The 22,069-nt window shown below is 68.6% G+C and carries 24 protein-coding genes; 8 read left to right on the top strand and 16 right to left on the bottom strand.

The genetic code is table 11. From position 1 onward, the window contains the following. Positions 1-37: 37 nt before the first annotated feature. Both CV103_RS00450 and hisC read right to left on the bottom strand, forming a co-directional pair. On the bottom strand, positions 38-946 hold the full coding sequence (locus CV103_RS00450; RefSeq protein ID WP_070931663.1) for a prephenate/arogenate dehydrogenase family protein: 909 nt from the start codon (positions 944-946) through the stop codon (positions 38-40). Next, a complete protein-coding gene (hisC, locus tag CV103_RS00445) occupies positions 946-2,058 on the bottom strand; it encodes a histidinol-phosphate transaminase (RefSeq protein WP_070931665.1) in 1,113 nt (370 codons plus the stop codon). The genes CV103_RS00450 and hisC overlap by 1 nt, the downstream gene beginning before the upstream one ends. Positions 2,059-2,176: 118 nt before the next feature. Between hisC and CV103_RS00440 the strand changes: the two genes are divergently transcribed. Continuing rightward, on the top strand, positions 2,177-2,464 hold the full coding sequence (locus CV103_RS00440; protein ID WP_144062030.1) for a hypothetical protein: 288 nt from the start codon (positions 2,177-2,179) through the stop codon (positions 2,462-2,464). A 192-nt stretch (positions 2,465-2,656) separates the two neighbouring features. Further along, positions 2,657-2,878: a hypothetical protein gene (locus CV103_RS00435; protein WP_070931669.1), complete on the top strand. Its 222-nt coding sequence runs from the start codon at positions 2,657-2,659 to the stop codon at positions 2,876-2,878. A 27-nt stretch (positions 2,879-2,905) separates the two neighbouring features. Here CV103_RS00435 and CV103_RS00430 read toward each other — a convergent pair whose 3' ends face one another. The 3 genes from CV103_RS00430 to CV103_RS00420 all read right to left on the bottom strand — a co-directional run bounded on the left by CV103_RS00430 (position 2,906) and on the right by CV103_RS00420 (position 8,533). Next, positions 2,906-4,189, bottom strand: coding sequence for a DUF445 domain-containing protein (locus CV103_RS00430; protein ID WP_211314312.1), 1,284 nt, complete (start codon positions 4,187-4,189; stop codon positions 2,906-2,908). 97 nt (positions 4,190-4,286) lie between these two features. Then, positions 4,287-7,358, bottom strand: a complete 3,072-nt coding sequence (locus CV103_RS00425) for an efflux RND transporter permease subunit (RefSeq protein ID WP_015458816.1) — start codon at positions 7,356-7,358, stop codon at positions 4,287-4,289. Between the two features lie 26 nt (positions 7,359-7,384). Next, positions 7,385-8,533, bottom strand: a complete 1,149-nt coding sequence (locus CV103_RS00420) for an efflux RND transporter periplasmic adaptor subunit (protein ID WP_041865328.1) — start codon at positions 8,531-8,533, stop codon at positions 7,385-7,387. Positions 8,534-8,808: 275 nt separating this feature from the next. Here CV103_RS00420 and CV103_RS00415 point away from each other — a divergent pair, with 275 nt between their 5' ends. Next, complete coding sequence (locus CV103_RS00415; RefSeq protein WP_015458818.1) at positions 8,809-9,069, top strand: GlsB/YeaQ/YmgE family stress response membrane protein; 261 nt, start codon at positions 8,809-8,811, stop codon at positions 9,067-9,069. A 134-nt stretch (positions 9,070-9,203) separates the two neighbouring features. Beyond that, complete coding sequence (locus tag CV103_RS00410) at positions 9,204-9,926, top strand: SIMPL domain-containing protein (protein ID WP_041865329.1); 723 nt, start codon at positions 9,204-9,206, stop codon at positions 9,924-9,926. A 69-nt stretch (positions 9,927-9,995) separates the two neighbouring features. On the opposite strand, the gene CV103_RS00405 is transcribed toward CV103_RS00410, so the two are convergent. The 3 genes from CV103_RS00405 to CV103_RS00395 form a co-directional block, all read right to left on the bottom strand. Further along, positions 9,996-10,253 carry a GlsB/YeaQ/YmgE family stress response membrane protein gene (locus CV103_RS00405; RefSeq protein ID WP_015458820.1) on the bottom strand — a complete coding sequence of 86 codons (258 nt, stop codon included), beginning with the start codon at positions 10,251-10,253 and terminating at the stop codon, positions 9,996-9,998. A 245-nt stretch (positions 10,254-10,498) separates the two neighbouring features. Next, positions 10,499-10,798, bottom strand: a complete 300-nt coding sequence (gene sciP, locus CV103_RS00400) for a CtrA inhibitor SciP (protein ID WP_015458821.1) — start codon at positions 10,796-10,798, stop codon at positions 10,499-10,501. Between the two features lie 114 nt (positions 10,799-10,912). After that, complete coding sequence (locus CV103_RS00395) at positions 10,913-11,212, bottom strand: hypothetical protein (RefSeq protein ID WP_015458822.1); 300 nt, start codon at positions 11,210-11,212, stop codon at positions 10,913-10,915. Between the two features lie 122 nt (positions 11,213-11,334). Here CV103_RS00395 and mnmA point away from each other — a divergent pair, with 122 nt between their 5' ends. Continuing rightward, positions 11,335-12,459 carry a tRNA 2-thiouridine(34) synthase MnmA gene (gene mnmA, locus CV103_RS00390; protein ID WP_107393622.1) on the top strand — a complete coding sequence of 375 codons (1,125 nt, stop codon included), beginning with the start codon at positions 11,335-11,337 and terminating at the stop codon, positions 12,457-12,459. 457 nt (positions 12,460-12,916) lie between these two features. Here the strand turns inward: mnmA and CV103_RS00385 are convergent, their stop codons facing one another. From CV103_RS00385 to argH, 6 genes are all read right to left on the bottom strand, one after another. Beyond that, complete coding sequence (locus CV103_RS00385) at positions 12,917-13,879, bottom strand: zinc transporter ZntB (RefSeq protein ID WP_015458824.1); 963 nt, start codon at positions 13,877-13,879, stop codon at positions 12,917-12,919. Next, complete coding sequence (locus CV103_RS00380; protein ID WP_107393584.1) at positions 13,876-14,607, bottom strand: precorrin-2 dehydrogenase/sirohydrochlorin ferrochelatase family protein; 732 nt, start codon at positions 14,605-14,607, stop codon at positions 13,876-13,878. Before CV103_RS00380 ends, CV103_RS00385 begins: the two co-directional genes overlap by 4 nt. Positions 14,608-14,674: 67 nt before the next feature. Then, a complete protein-coding gene (galU, locus tag CV103_RS00375) occupies positions 14,675-15,541 on the bottom strand; it encodes a UTP--glucose-1-phosphate uridylyltransferase GalU (protein ID WP_107393583.1) in 867 nt (288 codons plus the stop codon). 18 nt (positions 15,542-15,559) lie between these two features. Further along, on the bottom strand, positions 15,560-16,834 hold the full coding sequence (gene lysA, locus CV103_RS00370) for a diaminopimelate decarboxylase (RefSeq protein WP_107393582.1): 1,275 nt from the start codon (positions 16,832-16,834) through the stop codon (positions 15,560-15,562). A 40-nt stretch (positions 16,835-16,874) separates the two neighbouring features. Further along, positions 16,875-17,114 carry a hypothetical protein gene (locus CV103_RS00365; protein ID WP_107393581.1) on the bottom strand — a complete coding sequence of 80 codons (240 nt, stop codon included), beginning with the start codon at positions 17,112-17,114 and terminating at the stop codon, positions 16,875-16,877. Beyond that, positions 17,111-18,487, bottom strand: a complete 1,377-nt coding sequence (gene argH / locus CV103_RS00360) for an argininosuccinate lyase (RefSeq protein WP_107393580.1) — start codon at positions 18,485-18,487, stop codon at positions 17,111-17,113. The genes CV103_RS00365 and argH overlap by 4 nt, the downstream gene beginning before the upstream one ends. A gap of 28 nt (positions 18,488-18,515) precedes the next feature. On the opposite strand from argH, the gene CV103_RS00355 reads away from it, so the two are divergent. From CV103_RS00355 to CV103_RS00345, 3 genes are all read left to right on the top strand, one after another. Then, positions 18,516-19,058, top strand: coding sequence for a TlpA family protein disulfide reductase (locus CV103_RS00355; protein ID WP_070931683.1), 543 nt, complete (start codon positions 18,516-18,518; stop codon positions 19,056-19,058). Positions 19,059-19,246: 188 nt separating this feature from the next. Further along, positions 19,247-19,585 carry a P-II family nitrogen regulator gene (locus tag CV103_RS00350; protein ID WP_015458831.1) on the top strand — a complete coding sequence of 113 codons (339 nt, stop codon included), beginning with the start codon at positions 19,247-19,249 and terminating at the stop codon, positions 19,583-19,585. Positions 19,586-19,601: 16 nt separating this feature from the next. After that, complete coding sequence (locus CV103_RS00345; protein WP_015458832.1) at positions 19,602-20,906, top strand: ammonium transporter; 1,305 nt, start codon at positions 19,602-19,604, stop codon at positions 20,904-20,906. 151 nt (positions 20,907-21,057) lie between these two features. On the opposite strand, the gene CV103_RS00340 is transcribed toward CV103_RS00345, so the two are convergent. Beyond that, the gene (locus CV103_RS00340; protein ID WP_015458833.1) at positions 21,058-21,570 is read right to left on the bottom strand and encodes a DUF1993 domain-containing protein; all 513 of its coding nucleotides are present in this window, start codon (positions 21,568-21,570) and stop codon (positions 21,058-21,060) included. Between the two features lie 7 nt (positions 21,571-21,577). Continuing rightward, on the bottom strand, positions 21,578-21,991 hold the full coding sequence (locus tag CV103_RS00335) for a protein tyrosine phosphatase family protein (RefSeq protein WP_070935326.1): 414 nt from the start codon (positions 21,989-21,991) through the stop codon (positions 21,578-21,580). Between the last annotated feature and the right edge of the window lie 78 nt (positions 21,992-22,069).

Here is a 22,069-nt window from a genome sequence, read left to right as displayed (position 1 = left end):
GCGGGCCTTTCTCGTTTTCGGGGCGGTGCGGCCCGGCCTATTCGTGGCTGCGGCCGAAATCGGGGCGGGCGTCGTCCTGTCCCTGCTCGATGATCGAGCGGCGGATCGCTCGGGTGCGGGTGAACAGGTCGAACAAGGCGTCGCCGTCCCCCCAGCGGATCGCGCGCTGGAGCGCGGTCAGGTCCTCGGAGAAACGTTGGAGCATCTCCAGCACCGCATCCTTGTTGGCCAGGAACACGTCGCGCCACATCGTCGGGTCGGATGCGGCGATGCGGGTGAAATCGCGGAAGCCGCCGGCCGAATATTTGATCACCTCGCTCTGCGTCACCTCCTCCAGGTCGGAAGCGGTGCCGACGATGGTATAGGCGATCAGGTGGGGCAGGTGGCTGGTGATGGCGAGCACCAGGTCATGGTGCCGCGCGTCCATGATCTCCACCTTCGCGCCCAGCCCTTCCCAGAAGGCGGTGAGCCGGACGATGGCGGCCTCGCCCGCGCCTTCGGGCGGGGTGAGGATGCACCAGCGGCCGTGGAACAGCGTGGCGAAGCCCGCGTCCGGCCCGCTATTCTCGGTGCCGGCCACCGGATGGGCGGGGATGATGGTGGCGCCGGGCAGGGCCGCCTGCAGCGCGGCCTCCACGCCCGCCTTGGACGATCCGACGTCGCTGACGATCGCGTCCGCCGGCAGGTCCGCCGCGACCGCCGCCGCCACCGCCGCCATCGCGCCCACCGGAACGCACAGGATCACCAGATCGGCATCGGTGACGGCCGCGCCCGGCGTATCGGCGACATCGTCGACAAGGTCGATCGCCACCGCCCGCGCGCGGACGCCGGGATCGGCATCATGGCCGGTCAGCCGCACCGTCGGCATGTGCTGGCGCACCGCGCGGGCGATCGAGGAGCCGATCAGCCCCAGCCCGATGATCGAAACCCGCGCGAATGGCAGCATCAGGCCGCCTCGGTCGCGCTCGCGCCGACGATCCGGCGCAGCGCGTCGGCCAGGCCGCGCGTCTCCGCTTCGGTCCCGATCGATATGCGCAGCGCCTGCGGCAGGCCCTGGCCGGGCAGCCAGCGGACGATATAGCCGTGATCCATCAGCGCCTTATAGGCCTGCTCCGCCGTCACCTCGCCTTCGAACAGGACGAGGATGAAATTGGCCTTGGACGGCACCGCGCGCAGGCCGGCATTGCCGAGGCTCGCGATCTCGCCCTCCAGCCAGGCGCGCCAGCGATCGTTATGCGCGCGGCTGTGGGCGACGAAGGCCTTGTCCTCCAGCGCCGCGACCGCCGCCATCTGGCCGGCGGTGGTGACGTTGAAGGGCGCGCGGATCTTGTGCATCGCCTGGATCACCGGCGCCGGGCCGTAACCCCAGCCGATCCGCTCCGCCGCCAGCCCGAAGATCTTGGAGAAGGTGCGCGTCACCAGCACGTTGGATGCGGTCTGCGCCAGCTCGAAGGCGCCGTCGTCATCGGCGGGATCGAGATATTCGGCATAGGCCTGGTCGACGACGAACAGGCAGTCCGAAGGCAGGCCGGCATGCAGGCGCATCAGGTCCGCGCGCGGGATGAAGGTGCCTGTCGGATTGTTGGGATTGGCGATGAAGACGACGCGGGTGCGATCGGTGACATGCGCCAGCAGCGTATCGACATCGGTGGCGAAATCCGTGTCCGGCGCCTCCACCGGCGTCGCGCCCACGCGGCGCGCGGCGATGGGGTAGACGGAAAAGCCGTAGCGGACGAACAGCACCTCGTCGCCCACGCCGGCGAAGGCGCCGGCGGCGAGGTGGAGCACCTCGTCCGATCCGGTGCCGTGGATCACGCGCGCGGGATCGAGGCCATAATGCGCGGCGATCGCCTCGCGCAGCGCGACCGCGCCGGCATCGGGATAACGATCGAGCGACGCGGCCCCGGCGGCGAAGGCGGCCCGCGCCGCTTCGCCCGTGCCGAGCGGATTCTCGTTCGAGGAAAGCTTGGCGACCTTGCGGCCGTCATCGGTGGTGGACCGGCCGGGCACATAGGGCGCGATGGCATCGATCCAGGGCTTGGGGGCAGGCGCAGTCATGGCCCGCGCCTTAGCGCAGCGATGCGGGGAAATACATAGCATCGGGCGGCCTTGCGGTAGCATATTTACGCGACACGCGAATCATGCCAGCAGACGGCGTTCAACTTGGGGGTTGGTAATGAGGCTTAAGCTTTTACTTGGGGCGATGTTGTTGGCGGGGACGGTGCAGGTGCAGGCGCAAACCACGCCGGCGCCGCAGGACAATCCCGACGCACCCGAACGGACGGCGGACAACGAGGATCGAATCGTCTGCAAGCGCTTCCAGAAGATCGGCTCGCTCGTCGCATCCTATAAGACCTGCAAGACCGTGCGGGAATGGCGGCGGGAGCGCGATAATATCCGGACCAATAGGGGGGGCGGTGCGTGCGGCGGAACTGCCGAAACGGGGATGTGCGGCGGTTCATAGGAATAATATTGAATAAGATCGCGCGTTCGCGGCCAACCGGATAACTATGCTTTAGCCGTATCTTGGCAACCGCGACACTTCGCCGCGCCGCGGCCTCGCTTCATGGCGGCGGCGGGCCGGATGCGTTTTTCGCAAGGAACCGGGGGGCGCCTTGCCGCATTGCAGCATCGTCCAGAGGCGGAGGCTGCATTGATGACATCATCCGAACTGCGCGCGCATGCCGATCGCTGTCGCGATGTCGCGCGGAGCTTGCCGGCCGGGGCATGCCGGCAGGTGCTGATCGATGCCGCGCGGGATTATGATCGCCGTGCCGACAGGCTCGACCTGCTGGCGCGCACTCCGGTGGCGCGCTGGCTGGATCGGTGGGACCATCGGCCCGGATCGGAGATGCCGAACCGGGCGCGCCTCGCTTAAGGACAGGATTCCCAGAGGCTGGGGGGCTCAGCGCAGCGCCGGCAGCCAGGCGTTGGCGGCATGGATCGCCACGCCGACCAGGCCGCCCACCACCGTGCCGTTGATGCGGATATATTGAAGGTCGCGGCCGACGGCGGCTTCCAGCCGGTCGGTCACCGTCCCCGCATCCCAGCCGCGGATCGTATCCGAAACCAGCCGGACGATCGAATCGCCATAGGCGGCCACCGCGCCCACCGTGGCGCGGCGGGCGAACTGGTTGATGGTGCGGCGCAACCGTTCATCCTGTTGCAGCGTCTCGCCCAATTGGCGCAGCGCCTCGCCCAGGCGGCCGGCCATCGCCGCGTGGGGATCGCGCGCGGCGTTGAGCAGCGCCTCGCGCGCCTGCCGCCACAGGCCGTCGATCCAGGCCGCCACCGCCGGATTGGCGATGATCTCCGCCTTGAACGCGGCCACCTTCGCCTGCATCGCCGGATCATGCTGGAGGTCGAGCGCCAGCGTGGCGAGACCCTCCTCCGCCTTGGCGCGAAGCGGATGGGTTGGGTCCTCCGCCATCTCGGCGAGCAGCTTGTTGAGCCCGTCGACGATGGCGTTGGCCAGCCGCTCATCCAGCCCCGTCCAGCGCATGATCGCGCCGGCGCGCTTGTGCACCATGTCGCGGATCATCGCTTCATTGGCTTCCAGCGTCCGCGCGGCCCACAGGATGATGCCGTCGAGCAGCGGCACATGGCGGTCCTCGGCGATGGCGGCCCGCAGCGACTGGCCTAGCAGCGGCGCGATATCGAGCGCCTTCAGCCGCGCGGCCACGGCGCCCTTCACCATGCCGCCCAGCCTCTGGTCGTCCAGCGATTCGAGGATCGATGCGGCCAGTTTGGACGCGCCTTCGCGCAGCCGTCCTTCGCCCGAAGGCGGCTGGGCGAGGAAACGGCCCGCCGCCGCCGCCACGTCCGCCCGCCGCAGCCGGCGCGCGACCACCGAGGGGATCAGGAAATTGTCGCGCAGGAAGGTGGCGAGCGCGCCGCCGATCCTGTCCTTGTTGCGGGGGATGATGGCGGTGTGGGGAATGGGCAGGCCCAGCGGGTGGCGGAACAGCGCGGTGACGGCGAACCAGTCGGCCAGCCCGCCGACCATCGCCGCCTCGGCAAAGGCGCGGACATAGCCCCAGGCCGGCATCCCCCGCGCTTCCTGGCTGCGCGCCAGCACATAGGTGGCGGCCATGGCGACAAGCAGCCCGGTGGCGACGATCCGCATCCCGCGCGTTCCCCCCTGGGCGGGGTTGAAACGGTCGAGTCCGATACGCGCGAGCAATGCCATGTCCGTAACAATGACCGTTACGGCCGAAGGTTCAAGGCGGGGCGGTGTTTTCCTGCCGGGGCGAGGGGGCGGAGCATGGGCGCCGCCCCCATTCCCGTCACTCGGCCGGTTGCGGCGCGGGCCGGCCTTCCTCGCGCGGCTCGTTATTGGTGAGCCAGCGGCTGAGCTTCGGCGCCAGCCGGCTTTCGAAGCCGATCGCCAGGCTGAAGGCGGCCGGCACGATCACCAGCGTCAGCAAGGTGGAAAGGATCAGGCCGCCGATCACGACGATGCCCATCGGCGCCCGCCAGCTGCCGTCGCCGGAGATCGCCAGCGCCACCGGCAGCATGCCGGCGACCATCGCCACCGTCGTCATCACGATCGGCTGGGCGCGCTTGTGGCCGGCGTCCATGATCGCCTCGAACTTGGGCACGCCCTTGTACATCTCCTCCAGCGCGAAATCGACGAGCAGGATCGAGTTCTTGGCGACGATGCCCAGCAGCATCAGCAGGCCGATCAGCACCGGCATGGAGATGGGGTTGCCGGTGAGGTGGAGGGCGAGGCCGCCGCCCAGCGGCGCCAGCAGCAGCGACCCCATGTTCACCAGCGGCGGCATGATCCGCTTGTAGAGCAGCACCAGCACCGCGAAGACCAGGAACACGCCCGCGATCACCGCGATGATGAAGTTGTTGACCAGCTCGGCCATCATCTTGGTGTCGCCGAAGGACACGCGCTCCACGCCCTGCGGCAGGTTCTTCATCGTCGGCAGCGCGTTGATCTCATTCTCTGCGGTCACGGCGCCGGGCGCCAGATCGGCGCTGATGACGATGCGGCGATTCTGGTTGAAGCGCCGCAGTTCCGACGGTCCCGCGCCGAACCCGATCTCGGCCACAACCTTCAGCGGCACCGATCCGCCGTTGGCGGTCGGCACGGGCAGGTTCTCGATCGTCGAAAGATCGCGCCGCGATGCTTCCTTCAGCGCCACCCGGATCGGAATCTGGCGATCGCTGAGCGAGAATTTCGCGACATTCTGGTCGATATCGCCCTGGGTGGCGATGCGGATCGTCTGGCTGAGCGCGGCGGTCGTCACGCCCATGCTGGCGGCGAGATCGAGGCGCGGCTTGATCGTGATTTCAGGCCGCTGCAGATCGCCATCGACGCGCGGCGCGCGCAGCTGCGGCAGGTGCGCCATCTCGGCGACCAGCCTGTTGGCGGTCGCGTTCAGCTTGTCCGGATCGCTGCCCGCCAGCATCACGGTGATGTCGCGGCCAAGCCCGCCCGATTGCGAACGGAAGCTGACACGGGCATCGGGTATGTCGCGCAGCTTGGGCGCCAGCGCACGCTCGAATTCCACGCTGGTGCGTTTCCGATCCTTCTTGAGCGTGATGAAGACATTGGTATCGGAACCGACATTCACGTCGGCGAAGGCGGCGGCCACCTCGGGCGCCTCGTTCAATATGTCGGTGACGTGCTGGGCGACCGCCTTGGTCTGCTCCAGCGTCGCGCCCGGCACCATCTGGATCTGCACCTGGCTGTAATCGGTGTTGATCGTCGGCTGGTTGGTGAAGGGCAGCGTCATGAAGGTGAAGATCATCGCCACGAAGGAGAGCGCGCCGATGCCCATCGTCTTCCAGCGATTGGTGATCGACCAGTGCAGCGCCCGCATATAGGCGTCCATCAGCCAGCCCTCGCCATGGCTTTCCTCGCCATGGGCCTTGAGGAAATAGGCCGCGATCATCGGGGTGATGAGGCGCGCGACCGCGAGGCTGAGCAGCACGGACACCACGACCGTGAGGCCGAACTGCTTGAAGAACTGGCCGGATATGCCGCCCATCACGCCCACGGGCAGGAACACCGCGACGATCGCCATCGTCGTCGCCAGCACGGCGAGGCCGATCTCGTCGGCGGCGTCGATCGCGGCCTGATAGGCCGTCTTGCCCATGCGCATGTGGCGGACGATATTCTCGATCTCCACGATCGCGTCGTCCACCAGCACGCCCGCCACCAGGCTGAGCGCGAGGAGGCTGACCGTGTTGAGCGTGAAGCCCATCAGGTCCATGAACCAGAAGGTGGGGATGGCGGAAAGCGGGATGGCCAGCGCCGCGATCACGGTGGCGCGCCAGTCGCGCAGGAACAGGAAGACCACGATCACCGCCAGCACGGCGCCCTCGATCATCGCATGGATGGCGGAGGTATATTGCTCGCGCGTATATTCGACGCTCGTATAGAGCTCGGTGAACTTGATCTTGGGATTTTCCTTCTCGATCTTCGCCAGCATCGCCTTGGCTTCGTCATAGACGGCCAGGTCGGATGCCCCCTTCGACTTCTCCAGCGCGAAGCTCAGCACCTGCCGGTTGTTCATCATCGCGACCGAGCGCTGCTCGGCATAGAGATCGCGGACGTCGGCGATGTCGGCGAGCTTGATCGAGCGGCCGTCGCCGACGGCGATCTGCGACTGGCCCAGCTCGTAGGCGTTGCGGGCGTTGCCCAGCACGCGCACGGATTGTTCGGCGCCGGCGATCTCCGCCCGGCCGCCGGCCGCGTTCACGTTGGTCTGGCGGAGCTGGGCGTTGACCTGCGCGGCGGTAAGGCCCTGCGCCTGCAGCTTGACCGGATCGAGGATCACGCGGATCTCGCGGCTCACGCCGCCGCCGCGCCGCACCGCGGACATTCCGGGAATGGTCAGCAGCCGTTTGGCGACGGTATCGTCGACGAACCAGCTCAATTCCTCGAGCGTCATGTCGACCGCTTCGGCCGAGACATAGGCGATCGGGCCGCCGTCCACGTCGACGCGCTCGACCTGCGGCTCCAATATGCCTTCGGGCAGGTCGGAACGGATGCGGGCCAGCGCGTCGCGCACGTCGTTGACGGCGCGGTCCACCGGCGTGCCGATGTGGAACTGCACGAAGGTGCGCGAATTGCCCTCGCTCACATAGGAGGACATTTCGTCGACGCCGTTGATGCCGCGGATCGCGGCCTCGACGCGCTGCGTCACCTGCGTCTCCAGCTCGGTCGGGGCCGCGCCCGGCTGGGAGATGACGACCTGTGCGGCCGGGAAGCTGATGTCGGGATTCTGGTTCACATCCAGCCGGCTGAACGCGATCATGCCGGCCAGCGTGAGCGCGATGAACAGCACGATCGGCGCCACCGGATTGCGGATGGCCCAGGCGGATATATTGCGGAAGTCCATTTATCTTCGCCTTTTACCGCCGGCCGTTACGGCCGCGCCTTCGCGCGTTCGGGAATCACCTTGTCGCCGGGATTCAGGAAGGCGCCGGCGGAAAGCACGACATGCTCGTTGCCCGTGAGCCCGGAAAGGATGGCGATCCCGGCATTGGAAACGGCACCCGTCTTCACGTCGCGGCGCACCACCTTGTTCTCGCCATCGACGATATAGACGAAATTGCCCTTCTCGTCGCTCTGCACGGCGGATTCGGGGAGCAGCGGCGCCTGGACATGGCCGCTGGTGATTTCCGCCGCGGCAAAGCCGCCGGGGCGCAGCGCCTTGTCGTAATGGAGCGCGATGCGCACCGTGCCCTGCCGGGTCAGCGGATCGATCACCGGCGAAAGCTGCCAGATCTGGCCGGTGAAGCTGGTGGTGGTGCCCACCGGCGTCACCAATGCGGTCTGGCCGACCGCGAGCGTCGCGAGATCGCTTTCGGCCAGGCGGGCCAGCATCTCCATCTCGCCGCCCTTGGCCATGCGGAACAGCGCGGTGCTGGCCGAGCTCACGATCTGGCCGGGTTCCACCGCGCGGGCGAGGACGAGGCCGGCCTCCGGCGCGCGGATGTCCAGGCGGCCCAGCCGGGCGTTCATCTCATTATATTGGGCGCTGGCCAGCCGCACCTTGGCGAGGGCCGCGTCGCGCGTGGCCGTCTTGCGTTCGATATCGGCCTGGCTCACGAAGCCGCGCGCCACCAGCTTCTGGGCGCGTTCCAGCTCGTTCTGGGCCAGCCGGGCATCGGCCTCGGCCGCGGCGATCTGGGCATGCATCTGCGCCGATTGCTGGACCTGCACCTGCCGGTCGACCGTCGCCAGCACCTGGCCCTTGCTCACCCAGTCGCCCGGTTCGACGAGCACGCGGGTGACGATGCCGCCCTCGCCCGCCACGCCGACGGGCATTTCGCGCCGCGCGGCGAGGTTGCCGGTGGCGGAAATGAGGTTGGTCACGCTCTGGCGGCCGGGGGCGACCACGGTGACGCGGGGCAGGGACGGCCCCTGGGCGGCCGGGCCTTCGCCGCCGCGCAGGGCGAAGAAGGCGATCAGCGCCAGCACCGCCACCGCGATGCCCGCCAGAATCAGCAGCTTGCGCCGCCGGCCGTTCCCCACATCCTGGCCGCCCTCGACGGATTCGATCGTCTCCATCCGCTTGCGCCAGAAACCCTGTTCGACGTTCATCGCCTTCATCTTTCCACCCTGCGGCACACGGCCCCACGCCTATCCGCCGCCCGCTGTATTATCTGAATATATCACCCACCTCAAGCGCCCACCGCAAGCGGGTATTTTCGTTGCCGCTCCTTATCACGTCTTTCGCGCACAGGAAGGTACGGATCGGCCCGATTTTCGCTTGTCAGGCGCTTCGCGGCGGGGCCAGATGCCGGAACGGGCGCACCGAAAACCAGAATATGGGAACCAGAACAATGAATCATGGGGTGATGGGGTGGCTGCTGATCGGGCTGGTGGCCGGCGTGCTGGGCAAGCTGCTGATGCCGGGGCGCGATCCCGGCGGATTCGTGGTGACGATCCTGCTCGGCATCGCCGGCGCGCTGCTGGCGGGCTATGTCGCGGTGATATTGGGGCTCGGCGTCGATGGCTGGATGCGCCAGTTCGGCGCGGCCACGCTGGGGGCGATCGCGCTGCTGGTCCTCTACCGGATCATCATGCACGTCCGCAGCCGTTGACGGCAATCCCCTGAAATCTTTCAGCCGGCTGTCGGCATCGTTCAGCCGGCAGCCAGCGGCGCGGTGGAAGAAGCCGTGCCGAAACGGCCGCCAGTTCCGGCGGCGTTCCGACCAGGGAGCAGCATATGGCGGGCATGAAGGCGATGATGGCGATGGCGGGCGTCGCGGCGGCCGGGACGATGGGGCTCGCGGCCGCGGCCCATGCCCAGGCGGCGCCGACGGCGACGATCCAGGGCACCCGGCTGGACGTGGTGGCCGAAGGCGAGGTGACGCGTGTTCCCGATATCGCCACGATCAGCGCCGGCGTCGTCACCCAGGCGCCCACGGCGGGGGCGGCGATGTCGGAAAATGCCGAACGCATGGCGGCGGTGGTCGCGGCGCTGCGCAAGGCCGGCGTGGCCGATCGCGACATCCAGACGAGCACGCTCAACCTCAGCCCGCAATATCGCTATGGCGACAACAAGCCGCCGGTCATCACCGGCTATCAGGCGTCCAACCAGGTGAGCATCCGCTTCCGCGACGTGAAGCGGTCGGGCGCGATCCTCGATACGCTGGTGGCGCAGGGCGCGAATCAGATCAGCGGCCCGGCCCTGTCCGTGGACAAGCCGGAGGCCGCGCTGGACGAGGCCCGCGCCGCCGCGATCCGCACCGCGCGGGATCGCGCCGCCCTTTATGCCCAGGCGGCCGGGCTCCGGGTGAAGCGGATCGTCTCGATCAGCGAGCAGGGCGGGGGCTATCAGCCGCCGATGCCGATGGTGCGGATGGCGGCGATGAAGGCCGAGGCCGCCGACACGGCGGTGGAAGCGGGCGAGCAGAGGCTCAGCGTCAGCGTCGCCGTCAGCTTCGAACTGGAATAAGGCCTGCCCGAATGGCGGATGAGGGCCGCGCCGGCGAAAGCCGGCGTGGCCCTTTCCGCATCGGAAGGGTCAGCGGACGCTGCCGCGCCGCACCAGGTTGACGATCGCCAGCAGCACGATCGCGCCTAAGAGCGACACCAGGAACGAATAGAGCGACAGGCCCGCATTGTTGATCGAACCGCCGGTGAAGATCAGCCCGCCGATGAATGCGCCGACGATGCCGACGATGATGTTCAGGAAAATGCCCTGCTGGGCATCCGTCCGCATCACGATGCTGGCGAGCCAGCCGATGATTCCACCCATGATCAGCCAGAGAATGAAGTTCATCTTGCCCTCCTTGGCCGGCACGCGATGCGGGGGCAGTGCGCCGTCCGGGCGTGCGGCTCCTCATGCTGATACGCTTGGGTAACGAATTTGGTTCCCTGGAAGGCGTCGAACGGAGCCGATCCATGTCCCGTCGCGGGCATAAAAAGACCCGCCGGCATGGCGGCCGGCGGGTTCGGAACCGGCGGAGCGAGGGGCCCCGGCCGCCGGCGGCGAAGGATTGGATGGAAAAGCGGGCGCGCGGCCCCTCAATATTTCTGCTGGCGCTCGTACAGCGATTTGTAATGCTGGATGCGCGTCACCCGCAGGCCCGGCATGCCGGACCGGTCGACCGCGCGCTGCCAGCCGGCGAATTCCTCCACCGTCAGGCCGTAGCGCTCGCACACCTCGTCGACGCTCAGCAGACCGCCATTCACCGCCGCGACGACCTCCGCCTTCCGGCGCACCACCCAGCGGGTCGTGCTCGGCGGCGGCAGCGTCTCCAGCGTCAGCGGCTCGCCGAGCGGGCCGATAACCTGGGCTGGGCGGATCTTCTGGTTTTCGATCATACTTAACCTCGAACTCGGCCGTTTTCGGCCTTGAGTGATTGCAGGAGCACCTAATAGCTTCGTCTCGTTGAACGAAGCCTAACGCGTGACGGTAAAGGCGATCTTTACAAAGGTTTACACCTCATCCTCTTCGGGGCCGCGCCGGCGTGCGGCCAACGGGTTGAAACTGCCGCCCAATGCATCGGGCGCGGCGGACCAGCCGCGATCGGCGGCCAGCAGCGTCACCAGCATGTCCACGGGATCGGCCTCGACGGGTGCGGGCGCGGGCAGGCGCGCGGCGACACGCGCCGTCGGCGTCGATGCCTGGGCGGCCGCGAGCCCCGCGATCAGCCGCGCGTGGGTGATGCGGATGTTGGTCCGTCCCGTCACGATGGCGCGCAGCGCGGCCCCGTGAAGGGAGAAGCTCAAATCCATCGGGCGGCTGCCCTCCTTCTGCCGTTCGACCCTGTTTGGCGGGCATGTTAGGGCGGATGTCTGAAGGCCCGGTAAAGGCGATGCGGTTTTGTTTGCGCCGCCGATACCCTATGTGGGCGGCCATGAACGTGGATTTCCAGCTTACGGGTTTCGAGTCGGGCGCATCGCTCAAGGGCGCGCGGATCGTCGTCGCCATGTCCGGCGGGGTCGACAGCTCGGTCGTGGCCGCGCTCGCGGCGAAGAGCGGCGCCGAGGTGATTGGCGTCACCCTCCAGCTCTACGATCACGGCGCCGCCACCGGCCGCACCGGCAGCTGCTGCGCGGGGCAGGATATCCGCGACGCCCGCGCCGTCGCCGACAGGCTGGGCATTGCGCATTATGTGTTCGATTATGAAAGCGCCTTCCGCCAGGGCGTGATCGATCGCTTCGCCGACGATTATATGGCCGGGCGCACCCCCATACCCTGCGTGCGCTGCAACCAGGGGGTGAAGTTCACCGACCTGTTCGGCATCGCCCGCGATCTCGGCGCCGATTGCCTGGCGACGGGCCATTATGTGCGGCGCGTGATCGGCGCCAACGGCCCGGAGCTACACCGCCCGGCCGATCCCGCCCGCGACCAGAGCTATTTCCTGTTCGCCACCACGCGCGCGCAGCTCGATTATCTGCGCTTTCCGCTGGGCGACCTGCCCAAGCCCCGCGTGCGGGAGATCGCGGCGGAGCTGGGCCTGGGCGTCGCCGCCAAGCCCGACAGCCAGGATATCTGCTTCGTGCCCGACGGCGATTATGCCGGCGTCGTCCGCAAGATCCGGCCGGAGGCGGAAGAAGGCGGCGATATCGTCGATCTCGAAGGCCGCGTCATCGGCCGCCATCGGGGGCTGATCCATTATACGGTCGGCCAGCGGCGCGGGCTGGAGATTGGCGGCCAGGCCGAGCCGCTTTATGTCGTCCGCCTCGATGCCGAACGGCGCCGCGTCGTCGCCGGCCCCCGCCGCGCGCTGGCGGTCAGCGCCGCGCGGATCGAGGAGGTGAACTGGCTGGCCGAGGGCTTCGACGGGCCGATGACGGTCAAGGTGCGCTCGATGGCCAGGCCCGCGCCCGCCCGCTTCGATGGGCGGATGGTGACGTTCGACAGCCCCGAATATGGCGTCGCTCCCGGTCAGGCGGCGGTGCTCTATGCCGGCGATCGCGTATTGGGCGGCGGCTGGATCGAGGAAACCGTGCCGGCCGAGGCGCTGGCGGCCGCCTGAGGAACGGTTTCCCGGTCCGCGCGATCAAGCCGCCGGGATGGGCCGGTTGCCGCCGCGAAAGGGGATCGAGGGAGCGCGCGGCCAACGGTGAAGGCGCGGTGGAGCCTGACAGGAAGGCCCCGTCTGCCGAGGTAGACGGGATTGAGCGCGCACCCGGACAGGCCCGGAATACGCCACGATCAGGCTCCGACATCAGCATAGCATGGCGGAAGGCGCTGTCGACGGTTGCCTGCCTGCCCTTGGGAACGTCGATGGGCACGCAGGCGGGGGTGATCGCCGGCATCTCAACCCGCCCGGTCGGGCATGTCCTCGAATAGATCGGGCAAGAAGCGGGCTTCCTCTGCTGCGGCTTCGATTGTCATCGCACCGCCGGATTCCCGATCCGCATTCGATGCTCTCGGCTTTGCGCGGTGTGAGGAGGCTGGTTTTCCTTCGGCGATCGGGTCGCGCGGGCGCCCTATCCCCGGAACCAGTGGGCGCGCAGGAAATATGCCGTGATCAGGCCGGCGATCGCGGCGCAGACGCCGACGACGCCCCAGAAGGCCCAGGGCGCCTCCGCATAGGGGATGCCGCGCACGTTCATGCCGAGCAGGCCGGTCAGGAAGGTCAGCGGCAGGAACACCAGCGCCACGACGGAGATCAGCAGCGTGCGCGTGTCGATCTGCTCGGCGCGCAGGTCGGTCAGCTGTTCGTGGAGCAGCGCCGCGCGCTCGCGCACCGCCTCCAGCTCCTCGGCCATGCGGGCGAAGCGGTCGGCCGCGTCACGCAGGTGCAGCCGGTCCTCCTCCTCCAGCCAGTCCGCCTTCAGCACCGCGAGCCGCTCCAGCGCCTGCCGCTGCGGGGTGACGAAGCGGCGATACTGGATGGCGTCGGATCGGGTGCGGGCGATGATCCGCCGCATGGCGAAGATGCGCTCGGGATCGAGATCGGCCTCGCACGTATCGATGCTGTCGCCCATCGCCGCCACCTGCGGGTCGAGCGTTTCGGTGATCGCCATCGCCAGCGCCGCGATCAGGTCGCCCGGATCATGGATGGCGCCGGCGCGCATCTGGTCGCGCACCGTCTCGCTCGCCGCCAGCGGGCGGAAGCCCACCGAGATCACGCGCCCCTTTTCGGCCCATAGCCGGATCGAGACGAGCGGATCGGAATCCTCGTCGGGAATCGATCCCAGCCCGCGCATGTTGATGAGCGCGCCGTCGCCGATCGCCTCGGCGCGGGGCCGGGTCTCCACCGCGGTCAGCGCCGCGATCACGCCGGGGGACAGGTTGCTTTCCGCGTCCAGCCAGGCGCGTTCCTCGGCGAGCCGGCCGTCGAGGTGGCACCAGACGAAGCCATGGTCGGGCGCGCTGGCGCCGGCCCGGTCGATCGTGCGCGGAACGGCGCCGCCATTGCCGTCGGTGGCCCAGCACCAGCTCTTCATCGGTCCCATCCCAGGTCGATCGCAAGGCCCGGCCCGTCCTCGGCCGGGGCAATTTCGCAGGCGATGCGGAGCGCGTCGGCGCGGGCGCGGTCGAGGATCGCGGCCGGCACGTCGGCGCGGTGGTAGAGCCTGTCGCACTGGCCGAGCAATCGCGCCTCGCGCAGGGTGAGGTCGTCGGGATCGGGCGAGCGCAGGCGGATCAGGACGCGGCCGTCCGCCGATATGCTCTCCCCGGCGCCGGCCAGCCAGCCGGCGACGGCGCCGTCCGCCGTTTCCGCCAGCGGATCGAGCGGGCCGTGCGGCTGGAGCGCGGCATCGATCGCGCGGCGCCGGTCGCCGGCCTCGGGCCAGCGCGCCCGCAGGCTTTCGCGCGCTTCCGCCAGCTCATCGGCCAGCCGGCCGAGCGAGGCGGGCAGCAGGGCTTCCAGCCGCTGGCGGAGCGCCTTGGCGAGCCCGGCGGATGCGCCGCCCGTGCCGATCGCCACCAGCACCGGATCGCGATCGACGATCGCCGGCAGGGTGAAATCGCAGAGGTCCGGCCGGTCGGTGGCGTTCACCAGCACGCCGCGCGCGCGCAGCCGCGCCACGGCCGCCGCGTCGCCATCGGCCACGATCGCTATCGCCGCCCGTCCCGCATCCTCGTCCGCCTCGCCGACGATGCGGGCGCCCGCGCGCTCCAGCAGGCGCCTCTTGGCGGCGGCGGCATCGCCCGCGCCGGTCAGGATCACCGGCCGGCCGGACAGGCGGAGCAGGATCGGCAGGCTGTGCGTGGCGTTCCTCCCCCGGCCTTCCCGGTCAGAGCGTCTTGATGAAGGCGCGCACCGCCGGGCCGATATCCTCGCGTTCCAGCGCCAGGGCGATGTTCGCCTGGATATAGCCGGCCTTGTCGCCGCAGTCATGCCGGTCGCCGGTGAAGGTCAGCGCGTGGAAGGGCTGGCGGCCGATCAGCTCGGCCATGGCGTCGGTCAGCTGGATTTCGTTGCCGGCGCCGCGCTGGCCCGTCGAAAGGATGCCGAACACGTCGGGCTGGAGGATGTAGCGGCCGACGGCGGCAAGCCGCGACGGCGCCTCGCCCGTCTTCGGCTTTTCGACCAGGCCGGCCACTTCGGTGACGACGCCGTCCTGCGCGCCCGGCCGGACGATGCCGTAGCGGTTGGTGTGCTCCTCCGGCACCTCCAGCACGGCGATGACGTTGCCGCCCTTGGCTTCATAGACCTCGCGCATCTGCTTCAGGCAGGGCGCGGCGGGGTTCCAGAGTAGCTCGTCCGCCAGCAGCACGGCGAAGGGCTCGTCGCCGATCAGGTCGCGCGCGCACCACACGGCATGGCCCAGGCCCAGCGGCTCCTGCTGGCGGATATAGGCGACGTTGCCCGGCGCCAGCCGGGTGCAGTCGAGCGTCGCCAATATATCGTGCTTCGCCCGCTCGTTGAGCGTGCTTTCCAGCTCATAGGCGATGTCGAAATAGTCCTCGATCGCGTTCTTGCCGCGTCCGGTGACGAAGATGATCTGTTCGATGCCGGCCGCGCGCGCCTCGTCCACGGCATATTGGATCAGCGGCTTGTCGACGACGGGCAGCATTTCCTTCGGCACGGCCTTGGTGGCCGGAAGAAAGCGGGTGCCGAGGCCCGCGACGGGGAAGACGGCCTTGCGGACGGGTTTCATGCCTACTCCTGCCAAGCTTCACTCCAGCCACGGCGGAAGCGTGTCCGCCGCGATCAACGCCTCCACGGGCAACCTCTCCCGCACTACAGCCCAATTGTTACCGTCGACCATCACCTCGGCGGTCAGCGGGCGGCTATTGTATGTGCTGGCCATCGTCGCGCCATAGGCCCCGGCGGTCATGAAGCCGACGAGGTCGCCGGCCTCGACGGCGTCCATCGGCCGGTTCATGGCGAAGGTATCGCCGCTCTCACAGACCGGGCCGACGACGTTCGCGGCAAATCGTTGCGATCGCGGGACGATCGCCCGGATATCGTGCCATGCTTCATACAAAGCGGGGCGCATCAGGTCGTTCATCGCGGCGTCGACGATCACGAAGGGGGCGTTCGCGCCCTCCTTCACCCGGATCACGCGGGACATCAGCGCGCCGGCATTGGCCACGATCAGCCGGCCGGGCTCGAACATCAGCCGCACGTTCCAGCCGGCGGTGACGCGGGCGACCATCGCGCCATAATCGGCGGGCGTGGGCGGCGGCGGCAAAGCGGGATCATAGGGCACACCCAGCCCGCCGCCCAGGTCGGCATGGCTGATCGCATGGCCCTCGGCCCTCAGCGTGGCGATCAGCGCGCCGATCTTGGCGAAGGCCGCCTCCAGCGGGGCGAGATCGGTCAGCTGGCTGCCGATGTGCACCGCCACACCCTGGATGGCGAGGCCCGGCAGGTCGCGCGCCATGGCATAGGCCGCGACCGCGCGGTGATAGGCGACGCCGAACTTGTTGTCGGACTTGCCGGTGGAAATCTTGGCGTGGGTGCCGGCATCGACATCGGGGTTGATGCGGAAGGCGATCGGCGCGGTCATGCCCAGCGCGGTCGCCACCTCCGAAAGCATCACCGCCTCGGGTTCGGATTCGACGTTGAACTGGCCGATGCCGTGGCGCAGCGCCAGCGCCATCTCGTCGGCCGTCTTGCCAACGCCCGAAAACACGATCTTCGCGGGATCGACGCCGGCATGGATGGCGCGCAGCAGCTCGCCCGCCGAAACCACGTCTGCGCCCAGCCCCTCGCGGGCCAGCGTCGCCAGCACGCCGGCATTGGGATTGGCCTTCACCGCATAAGCGATCAGCGGCCCTTCCGGCCCCGATTCCACGCCCGCCAGCGCTTCCTGGAACACGCGGACATGCCGGCGGATCGTGGCGGTGGAATAGACGTAGACCGGGGTTCCGACCGCTTCGGCGATCAGGGTGAGGGGAACATCCTCGGCATGCATCACGCCGTCGCGAAGCTGGAAATGGTCCATTATGTCCTGGATTCTGCCGTGGGTCGGGCTGGCTCGGGGGCTATTGGGGCGGAAGGTCGAAACGGTCGTCGCGCCGTTCCTCGGATTGGCGGAGCAGTTCCTCGCTGCGTTCGGGCCGTTCCTGCGGGCGCGGGGTCAGCAGGTCGGTCGTCGTCGGCTGGGTGGGGGCCAAGGCCGGCTTGGGCGGCAGCGAATTGCCCGGCGCGGGGCGCAGCGCCTCGCGCGATCCGCAGGCCGCCAGCGTCGCCAAGAGGGCGATCGCGATCGCTGCCTTCCTCATCCGTCCATCCCCAGATAGGCCCGCGCCTCGGCCACGCGGGCGCGCACCTGATCGGGCGCGGTGCCGCCGAAGCTGCTGCGGCTGGCCACCGATGCATCGACCGAAAGCGCGCCGAACACGCGGCCGTCGATGCGCTCGTCAATCTCCTTCAGCTTCTCCAGCGGCACCTTGTCCAGGGCCACGCCCAGCCGCTCGGCCAGCCGCACCGCCGCACCCGTGATGTGGTGCGCCTCGCGGAAGGGGATGTCGGCCACGCGCACCAGCCAGTCGGCCAGGTCGGTCGCGGTGGAAAAGCCCGCCTCCGCCGCCGCGCGCAGCTTCGCCGGCCCGAAGGTGACGGTTTCGACCATCCCGGTCATCGCCGCGATCGAAAGCGCCAGCAGGTCGTGCGCCTCGAACACCGGCGGCTTATCGTCCTGCATGTCCTTGGAATAAGCGAGCGGCAGGCCCTTCATGGTCATGACGAGCGCGGTCATGCAGCCGGCGATCCGGCCCGAATGGCCGCGCACCAGCTCGGCCGCGTCGGGGTTGCGCTTCTGCGGCATGATCGAGCTGCCGGTCGAATAGGCATCGGGCAGGCTGACGAAGCCGTAGGGCTGGCTCGCCCAGATGATGAACTCCTCCGCCAGCCGCGACAGGTGGAGCGAGGCCTGCGTCGCCGCCATCAGATAATCGAGCGCGAAGTCGCGGTCGGAAACCGAATCGAGCGAGTTGCGGGTCGGCCCGTCGAAGCCCAGCGCGCGCGCCGTCGCCTCGCGATCGATGGGGAAGCCGGTGCCGGCCAGCGCCGCCGATCCCAGCGGGCACTGGTTCAGCCGCGCGCGGGCATCCCGGAAGCGCGATCGATCCCGCGCGATCATCTCGTGATAAGCGAGCAGGTGGTGGCCCAGCGTCACCGGCTGGGCGACCTGCAAGTGGGTGAAGCCGGGCATCACCGTCGCCACATGCTCGCCCGCGCGCGTCACCAGCGCCACCTGCAGCGCCTTGAGGCCGGCATCGACCGCGTCGATCGCGTCGCGCACCCACAGGCGGAAATCGGTCGCCACCTGGTCGTTGCGGCTGCGCGCGGTGTGGAGGCGGCCGGCGGCGGGGCCGATCAGCTCGGCCAGCCGGCTCTCGGTGGCCATGTGGATATCCTCGAGCGCGAGGTCCACGGGCACGCCGTCCGCCTCATATTCGCCGGCGATCCGGTCCAGCCCGCGGGCGATGGCGGCGCCGTCCTCGGCGGTGACGATGCCGTTGGCGGCGAGCATGGAGACGTGGGCCTTCGATCCCGCTATGTCCTGCCGCCAGAGTCGCTGGTCGAAGGGTATCGAGGCGTTGATCTCGCGCATGATCGCCGCGGGCCCTTCGGCGAAGCGCCCGCCCCACATCGAATTGGAGCTGTCCGTGCGGTTGCTAATGGTCCTGATCCTCGCTCTTGCGCTCGGTGCCTGCGATAAGGAGAAGAGCCAGTCGCCGCAAGCCGACGCGAAGGAACCGATCGGCAAGGTCGATATTTCCCACGCCGGGCAGCAAGCCCCCGCCATCCCCTTCGAAGGGCCGGACGGCGGCCCCGCCACGCTCGCCACCTTCCGTGGCAAGCCGCTGATCGTCAACCTCTGGGCCACCTGGTGCGCGCCCTGCGTGCACGAGATGCCGACCCTCGATGCGCTGGCCGGGCGGGAGAAGGATCGCCTGCAGCTGATCGTCGTCAGCATGGACATGGCCGGGCGCCGCGCCGTCGATCCCTATTTCGCCAAGGCGGGGTTCAAGGCGCTCAGGCCCTATCTCGACAAGCAGAACGTGCTGATGGAAGCGCTGAAGACGGATACGCTGCCGACCACGCTCTTCTACGACGCGCATGGCCGCGAGCAGTGGCGCGTCGTCGGATCGATGGACTGGTCGGGCGAGCGCGCGAAGACGCTGATCGAAGGCGCGCTCAACCCGCCCGGAAAGCCCTGATTTCGACCCAGGCCGCTGCCTAATTATTGGGCAGCGGCTTTTTCCTGCCCAATTGCTGGGCGATCGTTTCGCCTCCATTATGTGCGTTGCAGCAACCCTTTCGCTGCAACGCAACGGAATCATTCCGAAACCGCAAGCTGGCATGGCCCTTGCGATACGCATCCTCGCCAGAATGCGAGGGAGGCGTAATGAAACTCGTGATAGCCGTCATCAAGCCGTTCAAGCTCGACGAGGTGCGCGAAGCCCTCTCCGCGCTGGGCGTGCAGGGCATGACCGTGACCGAGGTTAAGGGCTTCGGACGGCAAAAGGGGCAGACCGAGATCTATCGGGGGGCCGAATACAGCACGAACATGGTGCCGAAGATCAAGATCGAGGTCGTCGCGGGAGACGATCTCGCCGGCCGGGTGGTGGAAGCCATCCAGCAGGCCGCCAACACCGGCGCGATCGGCGACGGCAAGATCTTCGTCCTCGATGTCGGCCAGGCCGTGCGCATCCGCACCGGCGAAACCGACGATTCCGCTCTCTGATCGAAAAGGGGGACACATGAAGCTTTCAACCAAGATAGCGACGGGGGCGGGGGCCGTCGGCTCGACGCTGCTCGCCGCGATGCCCGCCTGGGCCCAGGATGCGGCGCCGACGCTGAGCGCGGGCGATACCGCCTGGATGCTCGTTTCGACCGTGCTGGTGCTGGCGATGATCCTGCCCGGCCTCGCCCTCTTCTACGGCGGCCTGCTGCGCACCAAGAACATGCTGTCGATGTTGACGCATGTCCTCGCCGTGGCCTGCCTCGCGATGGTGGTGTGGGTCACCTGGGGCTATTCGATCGCCTTCACCGAAGGTTCCCCCTTCTTTGGCGGCTTTTCGAAGCTCTTCCTGAAGGGCGTGGCGGCCGACACATTGTCCGGCACGATCCCGGAATTCGTGTTCATCAGCTTCCAGATGACATTCGCGGCGATCACCGCCGCGCTGTTCGTCGGCTCGCTGGCCGAACGCGTCAAGTTCGGCGCGCTGCTCGCGGCCACGCTGATCTGGCTCACCATCGTCTATTTCCCGCTGGCGCACATGGTCTGGTCGGCCGGTGGCTTCTTCTTCGAACGCGGCGCGCTTGATTTCGCGGGCGGCACCGTCGTCCACATCAACGCGGGCGTTTCCGGCCTGGTCGGCTGCCTGCTGCTCGGCAAGCGGATCGGCTATCAGCGCGATGTCCTGGCGCCGCACTCGCTGACGATGACGTTCATCGGCACCGGCCTGCTGTGGGTGGGCTGGTTCGGCTTCAACGCCGGTTCCGCGCTCGCGGCGAACGGCACCGCCGGCCTGGCGATGATCAACACCTTCACCGCCACCGCCGCCGCCGCGCTCGTCTGGATGCTTGCCGAGAAGGTGGCCGGCCACAAGCCGTCGCTGCTCGGTGGCTGCTCGGGCGTCATCGCCGGCCTCGTCGCGGTCACGCCGGCGGCCGGCAATGCGGGGCCGTTCGGCGCGATCGTGCTCGGCGCGATCGCCTCGGTCATCGCTTATGTGTTCGTGTCCACCATCAAGCCGAAGCTGGGCTTCGACGACACCGCCGACGTGTTCGGCATCCACGGTGTCGCGGGCATCGTCGGCTCGATCGGCACCGCCTTCACCTATGCCCCGGGCTTCGGCGGGCCGGGTGCGGCCGATTATGCGATCGGGCCGCAGCTCGGCACCCAGCTTTTCGCGACCGCCGTCGCCATCCTGTGGGCCGGCGTCGGCTCGGCGATCGCCTTCGGCATCGTCAAGGCCGTGTTCGGCCTGAGGGTGAGCGAGGAAGTCGAGCGCGAAGGCCTCGACCTCGGGGAGCATGGCGAGCGCGCCTACAACTACTGATCGGATCGGGGCGCGGGGCAGTCCCGCGCCCCCACAGGGGTTCCTCCTGCGAACGACTGGGCCGGTGGTTTTCCGCCGGCCCTCTTTTATGCGCCGGCTTTTTTGGGGCCGGACCGGCGGTGCGATGCGCTCCCGGCCCACCCCGGCCGCGTCAGTCCTTGCGGATGCGATCCAGCAGATGCGCCATATAATCCGGCTTGCCGATCGCCACGCCGTTCGCGCGCAGGATGTCGTAGGCGGTGACGAGGTGGAAATAGAAGTTCGGCATCAGCCATTCGTCGCGATAATCCGCGCCCGAAAATTCCAGATACATGCCGTCCAGCAGATCGACCCGCTTGCCGCGCGCGAAAACCCCGTCGTCGACGGCCCCCGCCGCCCGCTCGACCAGCGCGATCGCATCGGCGGCGTAGCGCTTCAGCGCCGCCCAATCGAGGCCGGCGGCGTCGGTGCGGGGGAAGGGCTCGTCCAGGCACCAGGCGGCGAAATGGCTGGCCTGGTCGCTGGCGAAGACGATCTGGTAGGGGAGCGGCAGCATGTCCTCCGCCAGCCGGGCGGCGATCAGCGTGTCGATGCCGCACTCCGCCTCGCCCCTGTCCAGCAGCTTCAGCAGGGTATGGAGGCGCGAGGTGAAGATATGCGCGGTCCGCGCGAGCATGCCGGTCATGACGTCCTCAGTTCGGCAGGAAGGCGCGGATCGGGGCGATGTCGTAGCCCGCGGCGGCGGCCTTGGCGGCGATCCCCTCGGCCGTGTCGCCGGCCGCTCCCCGGGCGAGCGCCCAGGCGAAGGTCGAGCGCGTGCCCGATCGGCAGAAGGCGAGCGCCGGGCCGTTCGCATCGGCAAGGGCCGCGGCCATCGCCTTCACCTGCGGTTCGGAAAAGCCCGAATGGCCGATCGGGATGGCGCGATATTGCAGGCCCGCCGCCTTGGCCGCGGCCTCGATCTCCGCGCCGGAAGGCTGGCCCGGCTGCTCGTCGTCCGGCCGGTTGTTGATGATCATGGTGAAGCCCTGCGCCGCGGCCTCGGCCACCTGATCGGGGCTGATCTGCGGGCTTACCGAAATGCTGTCGTCGATCTTGCGGAACATGGCCGTCTCCCGGATTGCCGTTTCCCTGGTGGGTCGGGCGGGGTTTAGAGCGATATCGGTGCCGGGGGAAACTCCCCC

Origin of the sequence: Edaphosphingomonas fennica, from assembly GCF_003034225.1 — a bacterium.
GTDB lineage: Bacteria > Pseudomonadota > Alphaproteobacteria > Sphingomonadales > Sphingomonadaceae > Sphingomonas_E > Sphingomonas_E fennica.
The sequence above is the reverse complement of the archived record's forward strand: the minus strand, read 5'-3'. Positions and strand labels throughout refer to the sequence as shown.